Origin of the sequence: Actinomadura miaoliensis, from assembly GCF_039536785.1 — a bacterium.
Lineage (GTDB): Bacteria > Actinomycetota > Actinomycetes > Streptosporangiales > Streptosporangiaceae > Spirillospora > Spirillospora miaoliensis.
The window spans coordinates 98,956-111,733 of record NZ_BAAAZG010000025.1 but is presented as its reverse complement, the minus strand read 5'-3'; the positions used below and the strand labels follow the sequence as shown (position 1 = coordinate 111,733).

Below are 12,778 nucleotides of genomic sequence, written 5' to 3'. Positions count from 1 at the left end.
CGACCAGCGACCCGGGAAGTGACCACGAAAATCGGATGTCCCGATTGGGGGCGACCTGTACGGTGCCGCACCATGAGCGACGAGGCACGGGAACTCCTGCGGGCCGGTGACATCCCGGGGCTGCTGCGGCACCTGCGGTTCAACGCCGAGGACATGGAGCAGGCCGAGGTGGCGCGGCTCATGGAGGAGGCCGCCGCCCGGTCCGGTTTCGACGACCTCCGGCAGGCGGCCGCCGCCGTCGCCGCCGATCCGGACGACCCCGGGAAGCTGTACGACTACGGGTACGCGTGCGTCGAGCGAGGGGTCTCCTACCTCGCCATTCCGGCGCTGCGCAAGGCACTCGTCTTGGCGCCCGGGGCGCAGCCGCTGCTGAACGAACTGGTCTCCGCGCTGGAGGACGAGGTCCGGCACGCCGAGGCCGTCGCCGTGCTGGACGAGAACGCCGCCACCCTGCGGCCCTGGCCCGACCGCTACCTGCTGGCGTTCAACGCGCTCATGGCCGGTGACCTCACCCGCGCCACTGCGGAGGCCCGGCGGCTGCCCGACCCCGAGGACCACCGTTGGCTGCCCGCCCGCGACCGGCTCGCCCGGATGCTCGACCGCGCCCACGCCGTCCGCGCCGTGAGCCCGCTCGACCGGCGCGACCTGCGCGGCTGGCACTTCGCGCTGACCGGCGGCGTGCTGGCCACCATCTCCCCGTTCGGGTTCGACGACGGCATGACGGGCCGGTACGCCTACACGGGCGACGCGTTCGGCGGCTGCCGCCGCACCCTGGACCGGCTCCGCCTGATCCTGGACGCGGCCGGACGCCGGCCCACGGTGGTCGGCCTGCTCCCCGACCGTTCCAGCCACATCCTCGGCCTCGCGGCCGCGGGGCTCTTCGGGCTGCCCGCCGAGCCGTTCGACCCGGCCCGTCCCGACGCCCTCGTCGTGGCCTACGACCTCAACGAGCTCGACACCGGCGGGCTGTGGGAACGCGCGCCGGGCCAGGTGCTGTTCGAGCACGCGACCTGCTGGACCGACCCGCCGCAGGTCAGCGCGGACGTCAGCGGCTTCCTGCACCAGACGGTGACGCACCCGTGGGGCGAACGGCTGCACGTGGAGCCGGACGGCTCCGTGCAGCGGCTGCCGCCCGACGACCGGCCCGTGGAGGAACTGGCCGCCGAGATCGTCCACGCCGCCCCGACCTCGTACGAGGGCGAGGACGGCGCGCCCCCGGACTCCGACGAGGCGCTCGCCCACCTCGTCGCCTCCGTCCGCGACCACTGGCTGACCGGCCCCCGCCACCGCGTCCGCTCCCCCGGCCCCGTCCCCAGCTCCCGCTTCCTCTGACACACGGGATCGCCGGACCCGCTGCTGACCCAGCATGGGCGCCGTCTTCCTCGGCGTGGGCGCGTGGGGGACGGCGCTGCCGGCCACGGCCTGCACCGGCACCCGCCGGGCGGTGCTGAACGCCTGCTGGCGGGACCGCTGCCGGGCATGCTTCCATACCTCCGCTATGGCCTTCTGCCTCTGTTCGCGGTGCCCGCGGCCGTGATGACCCTGCGCAGGCCGAGCCGTGCCGTGCTGCTCGCCCCGGCGGCCGGGCCGGCGGTCGTCCCGGTCGCGCTGCTCGCATGCGCCGCGCTGCTGGGCGTCGCGGCCCTCGGCCTCGCGGGAGTCGCGCGGGGCGAGGGCGAACGCATCTGGCTGCCCTGCGCCGCATGGGTGACCGTCGCGGCGGCGCATCGCCCGCCCTGTGGAACGCTGTTCGCACAGGTGGCCACCGCCGTGGCCCTTCAGGACTGGTGAGGTCGCCATGGTGAGTCCGGCGTCGGAGACCGGGCGGATCCTGGTCGTGGACGACGACCCGACGGTTGCCGATGTCGTCGCGCGGTACCTGATGCGTGACGGTCATCGGGTGGAATGCGTGGCCGATGGGGCGCGGGCGTTGGAGCGGGCCCGCGACGACCCGCCCGACCTGGTCGTCCTGGATCTGATGCTGCCCGGGGTGGACGGCCTGGAGGTGTGCCGCAGGCTGCGCGCGGAATCGGCGGTGCCGATCGTCATGCTGACCGCGCTGGGCGAGGAGACCGACCGGCTCGCCGGGTTGGAGATGGGCGCCGACGACTATGTCACCAAGCCGTTCAGCCCGCGCGAGCTGGCGTTGCGGGTGCGGTCGGTGCTGCGCCGCGCGCGCGGCCTGGTCGCCCCCGCCGGTGCCGGCGGCGTGCTGCGCGACGGCGACCTGGCCGTGGACGTCGACGCCCACCACGTCGAACGCGGCGGCGTCCGGCTGGGCCTGACCACCCGCGAGTTCGACCTGCTGGCGTTCCTGATGCGCCACCCCCGGCGCGCCTTCACCCGGCAGGAACTGCTCGACCGGGTGTGGGGCTGGTCGTTCGGCGACTCGTCCACGGTGACCGTCCACGTCCGGCGGCTGCGGGAGAAGATCGAGGACGAACCCACCGCGCCGTCCCGCATCGTCACGGTGTGGGGCGTCGGCTACCGGTACGAACCGGCCGACTCGCCCGTCTCACGGGAGCAGCGATGATCCCTCTGGCCGACCTGTTGTGGGTGTGCTGGTACGCCGCCGTCGCCGCGCTGGGCGTCGCCGCGACCGCGCTCGCGCTGCTGCACCTGCTGCGCGGCCGGTCGATCGCCACGCAGCTCACCGTCGTCGGCGTCGCGACCGTGCTGGCCACCGTCTCCGGCATCGTCGTCATCACGTTCATGATGCTGCTGAACGACCACGACCAGTCGGTGGTGCTGGCGGTCGTCACCGCCTCCGGCGTCATCGCCATGGGCGTGTCGGTGATGCTGGGCCGCCGCCTGGTCGCGGCCAACCGCGTCATGGTCGCGGCCGTCCGCGCCGACCCCTTCCATGCGCCCCGGGTGCGGCTGCCGGCCGAGCTGGCCGAGCTGGCGGGCGAGCTGGACGACGCGTACCGGCGGCTGGGCGAGGCGCACGCCCGTGAGCAGGCCCTGGAGTCCAGCCGCCGCGAGCTGGTCGCCTGGGTCAGCCACGACCTGCGCACTCCGCTCGCCGGGCTGCGCGCCATGGCCGAGGCGCTGGAGGACGAGGTGGTGACCGACACCGGTACCGTCCGCCGCTACCACAACCGCATCCGCGTCGAAGCCGACCGGCTCTCGGAGATGGTGGACGACCTGTTCGAGCTGTCGCGCATCCACGCGGGGGCACTGCGGCTGACGCGCCACCGGGTCGGGCTGGACGACCTGGTCGCCGAAGCGGTCGCGGGTGCGGAGGCGTTGGCGCGGGCCAAGGGTGTCCGGCTGCACGGCGACGTCCGGCACGGCCTGCCCGTCGAGGTGGACGTGGGCGAGATGCAGCGGGCGCTGCGCAACCTCGTGGTCAACGCGATCCGGCACACCCCCGGCGACGGCACCGTCGAGATCACCGGTGACGTCCGCGAGGGGACGGCCTGCGTGACCGTCGCCGACGCCTGCGGCGGCATCCCCGAGGCCGACCTGCCCCGCGTGTTCGACGTGGCGTTCCGCGGGGAGACGGCCCGCACCCCCGGTGGCGGCGCCGGCCTCGGCCTGGCCATCGCGCGCGGCATCGTCGAGGCCCACGCGGGCGACATCGGAGTGAGCAACGCCGGCCCCGGCTGCCGCTTCGTCGTCCGGCTGCCCCTGACGACCTGATCCGCGCGAACTCCGCCATGCCGTCGGCGAACGGCACCTCGGTCTCGAACCCCTGCACGGCCCTGGCCCGTGCGGGGGGCTAGCCGCCGTCGGGGTGGAAGACCGCCCGCACGCACCCGTTCTTTTTGTTCTTGAACATGTCGTAGCCTCGCGGGGCCTCGTCCAGAGACATCTCGTGCGTGGCCAGGTGGCGGGTGCTCAGCTCTCCGGCGGCGATGCGGTCAAGGAGCATGGGGATGTAGCGCTGCCCGTGCTGCTGCGCGCCGCGCAGGGTGAGCCCCTTGTTCATCACGGCGCCCAGCGGGAACTTGTCGACCAGCCCGCCGAACACCCCCAGGACGAACACCGAACCGCCCTTGCGGCAGGCGTGGATGGCCTCCCGCACGGCCGAGGCGCGGTCGGTCTCCAGCCGCAGCGCCTGCTTGGTCTTGTCGTACCAGTGCTGCGGGCCGGGGGAGTGCGCCTCCATGCCGACCGCCTCGATGCACACGTCGGGCCCCCGGCCGCCGGTGCGCTCCCGCAGTTCGGCGCCGACGTCGGTCGCGGTGTAGTCGACGACCTCCGATCCGATGTGCTCGCGCGTCATGGCGAGCCGTTCGGGGATCCGGTCGATCGAGATGACCTGTTCGGCGCCCAGCAGCATCGCGGCGCGGGCCGCCATCTGGCCGACCGCGCCGCAGCCCCACACGGCCACCACGTCTCCCGGGCCCACTCCGCCGAGGTCCGCGCCCATCCAGCCGGTCGGCGCCGCGTCGGAGGCGAACGTGGCGGACACGTCGTCCACCTCGTCCGGTACGGGAAAGGCCCCGTAGTCGGCGAACGGGACCCGTACGTATTCGGCGTGGGCTCCCCTGAAGCCGCCCATGGCATGGGAGTAGCCGAACACGGCTCCGGTCTCGTACCCGTAGGCCGCCTGGGCCAGGCCCGGGTTGGTGTTGCTGTTGTCGCACAACGACCACTGGTCGTTGGCGCAGTGCCAGCAGCGGCCGCAGCCGATGAACGAGCAGACCACGACCCGGTCGCCCACCTTGTGCTGTCGGACGGCCGGGCCCGTTTCGACGACCTCGCCGAGGAACTCGTGGCCGATCACGTCCCCGGCGCGCATCGCGGGAATGTAGCCGCCGATCAGGTGCAGGTCCGACCCGCAGGTGGTGCTGGACCGCACCCTGACGAGCATGTCCTGGTCGTTGCGCATGACCGGTTCGGGCACGTTCTCCACGGCCAGCTTGTTGACGCCCTCCCAGCACAGTGCTTTCACAGCCGTCCCTCCCCTCCGGCACGTCGGATCGCGACATCGAGCACCTTGCCCGCGGGCGACGGGGGATGCGTGGTCGGCGGTGCGTCCGGCAGCAGCACCTCGCCCGTCTCGACCAGCGACTTGGCGTCCCGCAGGGCGGTGCGCACGCGCAGCCGGGGATCGGTGCCCGTGAGGCGGCGGATCTTCCCGGCCGACCGGGGGTCGAGCAGCCGGGCCGCCAGCTCCGTACCGCGTCCACCGGGTGCCGGACGCGTCGTGACCTCGGCGATGTCGCGGATCCGGGCCATCGGCTCGGGTTCGGGGCTCAGCCGCTCGGGCGCGCAGTTCACCGTGACGGCCAGCCACCGGCTCCCGGCGTCCCGCGCACGCTTTCGCCGCGCCAGCCTCCGCCATGCCATGCCCGCACCGACGACGGCCAGCCCCCCGACGGCGACGTTACCTTTCATGATTTCTCCTCTTGGGAGCGGCATGTGGAACCCGCACGCGGACCTGGCCCTCCAGGCGTCGCACGGCCCCGCGTGCTCCTGTCCGCGAAGACGGAACCGTCTACCCGCTGACCCCTTCCCCATCGCCCCCTCACAAACATCGCGCCGCCCCCGCGCGGCCATGGCCCGCACGACCGATGCCGGGCCCGCCGAGGGCGGTGAACCCGGCATCGGCTTCACGGGTGACCGGACCTGGGGTTCTCTCGAACGAGATGGGGCGCTGGCGACGCCCTGCCGTTCAAGGTGACGACCGCGACGACGCACTGAATCTGCGTGCAGTCCGTAATCATGTGGGCGCTATCGCATGAGTGCAGCTTTCAGCGCCGCCGCGCTGCAGGAATCTCACCGGTCGGCACAGCGCTGCCTGAGCTGGGCGCCGACCGTAGTCAGCGCCCTGGCCCTTCCGGCGCCGTCTCCGGTGCACCGGACGGTCGGCATGCCGGTGGCGGGTCATTGCCTTCCGTGCACTCGGACGCATCGGTGGCGGAAGGCGACGGCTTGGCGAACGTCGTCACCCCATTCGCCGCATTGCGTTAGAAAACGCTTATGTCACCGCATTCATCATCACACCGTGATAAATCGCGTCAGAGGGCGATGGAGCGACCCTTACCGAAACTGTCCGAGGCCGGTGTTAGCTTCCTCCGATGATGTTTGCGGCCATTGAACAGAAGCTGCGGGATCAACCCGACGATCCCGCCTTGTGGCTGGCCTACGGGGACCGGCTTCTGGAGCGGGGCGACCCCAGAGGCGCGCTGATCCGGCTCGAACAGCGCCGCGCCCGTGTCGGCCCCGCCGATCGCGATGCCGTGGAGCGCGAGATCGCCGCGCTGGTGCAGGAGCACCAGCGGAGCTGGGACGCGGAGACGCCGCCGGGAGTCACCGTCCTGGCACGCCGGTACGGATTCGCCACGAAGGTCGCCGTCGAATGGTCCGACACCGCGCCCGTGCTGATCGAGCAGGCCCTGCGGGGGACGTTCGTGACCGCGCTGCGCATCGCACCGCCCGCCCACGCCGAGGACGAACATCTGTACTGGGACGAGCACCTCGACGAGGACGGGCAGCCGACGCCGTCCGTCGAGGTCGGCGCCCTCGCGACGCTCGACCTCGGCCGGCTCGTCGAACTCGATCTCTCCTACCTCCGCATCGGCGCGCTCGGCGCCAAGGCCCTCGCCGTTTCGACGTACTTCCGCAGCGAGGCGTCCGCCGGCAACGCCCTCACGATCTCGTCGGCGACGGGGCGGATCGAGGTGCTCGACCTGCGGTACTGCCATGTCGGTGACACCGGCCTGGCGGCCCTCGCCGCGTCCCCGAGCTTCGGCGGTGTCCGCCGCCTGCGCCTCCAACGGAACGCGCTCACCGCCGAGGGTGTGCGTTCGCTGCACCGTTTCGAGGGGCTCACCGAACTCGACCTGCGATACAACCAGATCGGCGAGGAAGGGGCGCAGGCCCTGCTCGCGGCGCCGTTCACCGGATCACTCAGACGGCTGCTGCTGTACCCCGCCGACGTCGGGGACGTCGGCGTGAAGATGCTCGCCTCCGCCCCCCGGCTTTCACCCGCGCTGCGCAGCTATTGGAGGAGTGTGTGAGCGTCGAGCTCCGCGATCGTTTCTTCGCCCTGTCGACCGGCCGGGCCCCCGACGACGAGATCGCCCGGTACCGCGCCCAGGTCGACCAGACCGACACCGAGCCCACCGCGACGCTCGACGGGCTGGCGATCTGCTGGCACCCGACGGCGCGGTTCAAGGCGGTGCGCTTCGTCGACGCCGAGCGCATCGACGCCGGCGTGCGCGAGCTGTTCGCCCGGCCCAGCGAGACCGCGCCGTACCTGGCCGCCGTCTTCGTCGACCCGCGCGAGCTGTCGTTCCGGACGTTCGAGAACATCCTCCCGCTCGACCACCTGTTCGCGGACGCCGGGCTGGCGTTCGAGCTCACCCGGCGCGAGGAGTTCGCGAAGGGCGCCTACTCGTTCTCCCTGCGGCTTCCGGCCTCCGCCCGCGCCCGCCTGGAGGGCCTTGACGCGCTGAACCTCTATGTCCCGCCGCTCAACGCCGCCTCACGCGGCGGTGACCGCTTCATCTTCCACTCGGCACTGCTCGCCGAGGCGCTCACCGCGGCGGTGGCCGAGGCGATGCCGCGCTCGCTGCTCGACGGCTTCTCGCACGTCAATCCCGTGTTCCGGTGCAACCGTTTCGAGCCGGACGACGCCAACTTCCATCGCCACCGCGACACTCCCTACTACGACGCCGCGCGCGGGCACGTCTCCCGCTACACGATCCTGCTGTACCTCACCGGCGGCTCGGGCGCGCCCGTCCTCGACCTCACCGACGGCGGCGCGCTCACGGAGATCGAGCCCTTCACCTGTGTCATCTTCGACCAGCGGTACGAGCACGAGGGCGCGCCCTACCGTGACGGCCGCAAGGTCTTCCTGCGCACCGAACTCGTCTTCACCGATCCGGACGTCGAGCACGATCCCGAGATCGCCGCGTTGTTCAGCAAGGCGTGCTACCTGACCGGCGAAAGCGTCTTCGCACCCGAACTCGCCCGCCACGCCGACGTCTACTACAACGAGGTCGCCGCAGCGCACTGGAACGGAGGCCTCGCCCCCGGCGCCGGCCGCGTCCCCTTCGTCCACAAGCGGTTCCGCGGCGTGCACTTCGTCGCCAACGGCTACGACTTCTGGTTCGCCAAGAGCGACGAACTGTCGCTCGCCGAGTGCGCCGCGATCACGCTTCTGGACTACTTCAACTGCAGGCTGGGCGACACCGCGTTCCGCGCCCTGTGCGACTCCGAGGTGATCGAGGCGGACGACACCGCCTGGATCCCGGCGTTCCTCAAGGACAGGCGCGGTGAGTCGCCGGTCGTGCCGTTCGACAAGTCCATGCTGTTCCCCGAGCCGGAGGAGCCCGCCACCGGCGAGCTGCCCGACTGTGCCTGCGGGCTGTGCGACGGCGGCATGCTCGGCCCCCATTTCGACACCACGCGCAACGCCGACATCATCAAGCACTACACGCGCGCACAGGACGCCGCGAAGGCGGAGATCCTGCCCGCGCCCATCCTCATGCTCGGCGAGGACGTCCTTCTTGATCCGGACATGTTCGTCGTCGAGGGCAACCGCATCCACGTACTCGGCAAGAAATCGCTGACGCCGGTGAACTTCGCCTCCTGCCAGGGCGGTCCCTCCTTTCCCTCGGCTGAGACCTTCATCGACACAGCCGGCACCGTCGGCGTGGCGCACTTCCTCGTCCCGCCGATCCTGTTCGCCGAGTCCGCCGGCTGCTACCACCTGAAGTTCGACTTCTTCCGCAACTCCTGGATGGTGGGCCACGAGCAGTCCACCGTGTCCGTCCCGATGATCCGCCCGTTCGACTCCGACGACATCGACTGGGACTGGGAGGACTACGACGAAGAAGACGAGGACGAGGACGAGGACTACGACGACGAGGACGACGACTAGAGGCGACCAGGCCCGGTTGTCTCACCCGCGGCCGGACGCGGACAGTTCCGCCATCCGGGCCAGGGCGGCTATCCAGAAGCGCTGCCGTTCCGGGGTCTGCCCCACCAGATAGGTGGCCCGCAGCTTCGGCGGCAGGTACGGCAGCAGCCGCGCCACCACGTCGAGATGCCTTTCCAATTGCGACACCTCGGCGTTGGAGAACACCTGGTGGACCAGGTCGGTGTCGTTGGTGCCCTCCTCGGCCGTCTCCGCGGCGGCCGACAGCCGGGCCTCCCAGCTCGGGCAGTCGTCGGCGAGCTCGGCCAGGCCGATCCGCGGGCGGTCGGCCAGGCGGGCCTCCAGCGCGGACAGCGGCACCGGGGCGTACTCGCCGTCGCCGAGGTAGATCAGGGCCGGCTCCAACGGCATGTCCGCCCGGTGCAGCTTGATCAGCCGCTCCAGGGTGCGCTTGGTGATCCAGTTCCGGCCCTCGTCGTCGATGTCGTTCTTCCACCACTCCAGGACCGTCTCGGCCGTCTCACCGTAGGTCGATATCAGCCACTCGTTGGCCGGGATGTCCTCCGGCTGCACCTCGTAGCTGATCGTGAACCGGCTGGCCTGTGCCACGTTGTTGCTCGCGACCAGCATCTTGCGGCCCAGGTGGTAGGGCGGGTTCTGCAACGCCACCTGCGCCCGCAGGTTCGGCAGCGGGCGTCCGGCGAGCGTCCACTCCTGGGTGATCTCCATCAGCTTGGCGAAGGTCGCCTTGTCCTTCGGCCGGTTGTACTCGTCCCAGATCAGCACCTTCGGCTCCGGGGAGAGCAGCGACCGGGCGAGCATGGCCTCCAGCGCCCCGTCCGGAGTGGGCACCGGCACGCACAGATCCTCCACATTGGTCACCGGCAGCGAGAAGTAGACCGGTTCACGGCCGGTCTCCTCCCGCGCGATCTGCTTGGTGATCTCCGTCTTGCCGCACCCCGGCGGCCCCTGCAGCAGGACCGCCCAGCGGTGGGTCATCGCGGCCCGGAGAATGCGGCGGACCGGGTCGGGCACGGTGGCCGGGTTGCTCGCCCCCACCGCCGCGGCGATGCCGTCGAGCACTTCCCTGGTGCGGTCCCGCCCCGGCTCGCCGTTCGTACCCTGCTCGGTCAGCGCCAGCCGGCGGCCGTTGTGCAACGGCAGCCCCCAGACCAGCGGAAACCCGGCGCGGGCGCAGTCGAGTACGTGCTGCAGGGTGCGCGGCGAGAGCAGGTGGCGCAGATGCGGGCTGAGGGCGGCCCACAACCGGAACACCTCACGCAGATCCCAGTCGGGATACCGCTCGGCCAACGCGAGCCGCCACGCGGTGTCGTTGGCGGTCAGCCGGATGGTGACCATCCGGTCCAGAATCGCCAGGTCGGAGCGGCGCACGCCGGTCTCGGCCAGCGACTCGTTGTCGGTGAGGAACACCCCGACGCAGCCCAGCTCGCGCAGGTCGTGCTCGCCCAGCGTCCAGTCGCAGGCGATCTGCATGAGCTGCGACTGCACCGTGGTGCCGGCCTGCAGCGAGTCGTCGATGAGCAGCACGAACGGCCGGCCCGGGACGAGCTGCCGCATGATGAGCTGGCGGAGCACCAGTTCTCCGCTGCGGTCGTCGCGTACGGGGGCGTTGATCAGCAGGTCGTCCGGGGCGAGGTTGGCCGCGGGCAGGACCACCAGGACGGTGTCGGGAAACCGCTGCGGAATGTACGACACGAACGTGGACGTCTTGCCGATGCCGTGCTCGCCGAAGATCTGCCCGGTCTGGCCGGTGGCGATCATCGCGTCGATGAACTTCTCGAGCTTGGCGGTGGGGCCGTCCTGCGGCGGATCCGGATAGGTGGCCGTGGCCTTCCACCGCCGCGGCTTCCCGCCTTGGCCGGGCCGGGCGTTCGGCGTGGTCGTTGGATCCACTCGGGACGGTTCCGCAGCGGCCACTACTGGATTCTCCTCGGTCATCGTCCGGAGGTGACGCGGTGGCAGGCCATCGGGGGATCATGCCGTTCCGGCCAGTCATCGCCGCCGTCGGTGATCAGCCATATCCATCGGTCGGGATCGGCGGGGGTGACGTGGGGCGCGTACCCGTCGGTCACCATGATGATCGCGTCGGGTTCCGCCTCGAACCGTTTGCCGTCGACCTCCAGCCGGCCCTCGGCGTAGTCGACGACGTTCTGGAAGTCGGTGCCGCCCCCGCCCGTCACCCGCTCCCCGGGGACGAACGGCCTGACCACGCCGTCGAAGCTGAGCCAGTGGCTCTCCACCCCGTCGGTCCGCCCGACCAGGGTGGTCAGCCAGTCGACCACGGAGTCGGGCATCGACCCCGACGTGTCGAACGCGATGAGCACCACCTTCGTCCGCTCCGGCCCGCGCCGGGCCAGCATCGGGTCATGGCCCAGCGCCAGCATGATCGCGCCGTGCTTCTTCGGGTAGACCAGCCGGTCGCTCTCGGCCAGCTTCGAGGCGAGCACGTCGGTCAACCACCGCTGCCACCAGTCGACCCGGCGGGTCTGCGGGGTCGTGCCGCGCAGTTTGTCCAGGCCCAGGCCGCCCCACAGCCGGTTCAGCCGTTCCCCGCCGTCGGCCGTGCGGTCGGCCAGATCGAGCAACTCCTCGCGCGCCGCCGCACCACCGCGCAGCGCGGCCTGCATCACCTCGCGCAGCACCTCGTCGCCCAGCCGCTCCACGGTCTCGGCGTCCAGCGGGACGTCCCCGCGACCGGCCCGGCCGGCATCCCGCTCGCGGCCGCCGCTCCCGTCGCCGTCCCCGCTCGCGTGTATGCAGTACGCCGGAACGGGCTCGTCGAACGCCTTCATCCGGCGCAACTCGCCGTACACGGTGAGATCTGTGTGGATGAACTCGTCGTACGGCAGCGCGGACAGCCCCTGCCGCCGCAGATCTTCGCGGTACGCCTGGTAGACCAGCTCTGGATCGACCCCGACCGGCTCTCGCAGCCCCTCGCCTTTGCCGTCGCCGTCGGCGCCCCCGCCGCCGGACCGCGCGCGTGCCGGAATCGTGGGCAGGGTGGACCGTCCCAACCGGCGCAGGGCGACGTGGTTGATGACCACCTCGGCGGCCAGCGTGAACGCCGGATCGGTGCGCAGCTCCTCGTCCACGTAGAGGTGCCGGTGCATCAGATGCCGGGCCTCGTGGAACAGCACGAACTTGACGCCGTCGAAGTCCAGCTCCACGAAGAAGCAGGGGTTGTAGAGCAGGGCGCAGCTGCCGTCGCCGGTGGCCACCACCGCGGCGGTGGGGATCGCGGTCGTGGGGATGTGGTGATGGCACTTGGCGTACAGCCAGGACGCCACCACGCTCTGCCCGACACCGAAGTCCAGCAGCGCGGCCTCCTTGCGCCGCCGGGCCTCCTCCACGACCTCCGGGTCGGCCGGCTCCTCCGCCAGCAGCCGACGCAGGTCCGACAGACGGGGCACGGCGGCAGGGCGACGATGGCCCGGGCGGACACGCCCGGCGCCGACCGGATGGTGATCCGCCGCACCGAGGCTCCCGGCGGTGCCATGGCTCATCAGCGCCCTCTCGACTGTGGAGACCGGCTCAGGAAGCGCCCCGGCAAAGCCCGGCGGTATCCGAAGCAAGGCCCCCATGCCTCCAGATTTCCCTTGACCAGGGCGAGTGCGTCGTCACACCGCTTCCACGCACCCGGTGCGCTTCCGCTGCGACTCACCCCGTACCACCCGCAGGCAAGATAACGAGCCGCTACGACAAATACGCCGACGACCGACTCCAGCACCCGCCACGGCACTTCACAGCGCCGGCAGGCACCCGGTGCGGTAAGGCTCCCGTGGGTTCTCTTCAACGGAAGGGCAAAGCACTGCCGGCCCCTGGGGCGGCGTCGCGACGACACCGGTCGAAGCCTGACCGAAGGTCGCGAGCCGGCCCCCCCAGATGTCGTTGCTGTCGGCGCCTGGGCGAGGACGGTTC

The 12,778-nt window shown here is 71.4% G+C and carries 10 protein-coding genes; 6 read left to right on the top strand and 4 right to left on the bottom strand.

The window, feature by feature from the left end:
- The first annotated feature begins 72 nt into the window (after window positions 1-72).
- The 4 genes from ABD811_RS19595 (at window position 73) to ABD811_RS19580 (ending at window position 3,645) form a co-directional block, all read left to right on the top strand.
- On the top strand, window positions 73-1,332 hold the full coding sequence (locus ABD811_RS19595) for a tetratricopeptide repeat protein (RefSeq protein ID WP_344949385.1): 1,260 nt from the start codon (window positions 73-75) through the stop codon (window positions 1,330-1,332).
- A 147-nt stretch (window positions 1,333-1,479) separates the two neighbouring features.
- Window positions 1,480-1,791 carry a hypothetical protein gene (locus ABD811_RS19590; RefSeq protein WP_344949382.1) on the top strand — a complete coding sequence of 104 codons (312 nt, stop codon included), beginning with the start codon at window positions 1,480-1,482 and terminating at the stop codon, window positions 1,789-1,791.
- Window positions 1,792-1,798: 7 nt separating this feature from the next.
- Window positions 1,799-2,533, top strand: coding sequence for a response regulator (locus ABD811_RS19585; protein ID WP_344949379.1), 735 nt, complete (start codon window positions 1,799-1,801; stop codon window positions 2,531-2,533).
- Window positions 2,530-3,645 carry a sensor histidine kinase gene (locus ABD811_RS19580; RefSeq protein WP_344949376.1) on the top strand — a complete coding sequence of 372 codons (1,116 nt, stop codon included), beginning with the start codon at window positions 2,530-2,532 and terminating at the stop codon, window positions 3,643-3,645. Before ABD811_RS19585 ends, ABD811_RS19580 begins: the two co-directional genes overlap by 4 nt.
- A gap of 79 nt (window positions 3,646-3,724) precedes the next feature.
- Here the strand turns inward: ABD811_RS19580 and ABD811_RS19575 are convergent, their stop codons facing one another.
- Complete coding sequence (locus tag ABD811_RS19575) at window positions 3,725-4,903, bottom strand: zinc-dependent alcohol dehydrogenase (protein WP_344949374.1); 1,179 nt, start codon at window positions 4,901-4,903, stop codon at window positions 3,725-3,727.
- Window positions 4,900-5,349 carry a hypothetical protein gene (locus tag ABD811_RS19570; RefSeq protein WP_344949372.1) on the bottom strand — a complete coding sequence of 150 codons (450 nt, stop codon included), beginning with the start codon at window positions 5,347-5,349 and terminating at the stop codon, window positions 4,900-4,902. Before ABD811_RS19570 ends, ABD811_RS19575 begins: the two co-directional genes overlap by 4 nt.
- Window positions 5,350-6,032: 683 nt before the next feature.
- On the opposite strand from ABD811_RS19570, the gene ABD811_RS19565 reads away from it, so the two are divergent.
- Both ABD811_RS19565 and ABD811_RS19560 read left to right on the top strand, forming a co-directional pair.
- Entirely contained in the window at window positions 6,033-6,974 is a 942-nt protein-coding gene (locus ABD811_RS19565; protein ID WP_344949370.1) for a TIGR02996 domain-containing protein, read from the top strand.
- Entirely contained in the window at window positions 6,971-8,842 is a 1,872-nt protein-coding gene (locus tag ABD811_RS19560; RefSeq protein WP_344949368.1) for a hypothetical protein, read from the top strand. Before ABD811_RS19565 ends, ABD811_RS19560 begins: the two co-directional genes overlap by 4 nt.
- 21 nt (window positions 8,843-8,863) lie before the next feature.
- On the opposite strand, the gene ABD811_RS19555 is transcribed toward ABD811_RS19560, so the two are convergent.
- Entirely contained in the window at window positions 8,864-10,753 is a 1,890-nt protein-coding gene (locus tag ABD811_RS19555; protein ID WP_344949365.1) for an ATP-binding protein, read from the bottom strand.
- Window positions 10,754-10,794: 41 nt separating this feature from the next.
- Window positions 10,795-12,270 carry a DUF2201 family putative metallopeptidase gene (locus ABD811_RS19550; RefSeq protein WP_344949362.1) on the bottom strand — a complete coding sequence of 492 codons (1,476 nt, stop codon included), beginning with the start codon at window positions 12,268-12,270 and terminating at the stop codon, window positions 10,795-10,797.
- Between the last annotated feature and the right edge of the window lie 508 nt (window positions 12,271-12,778).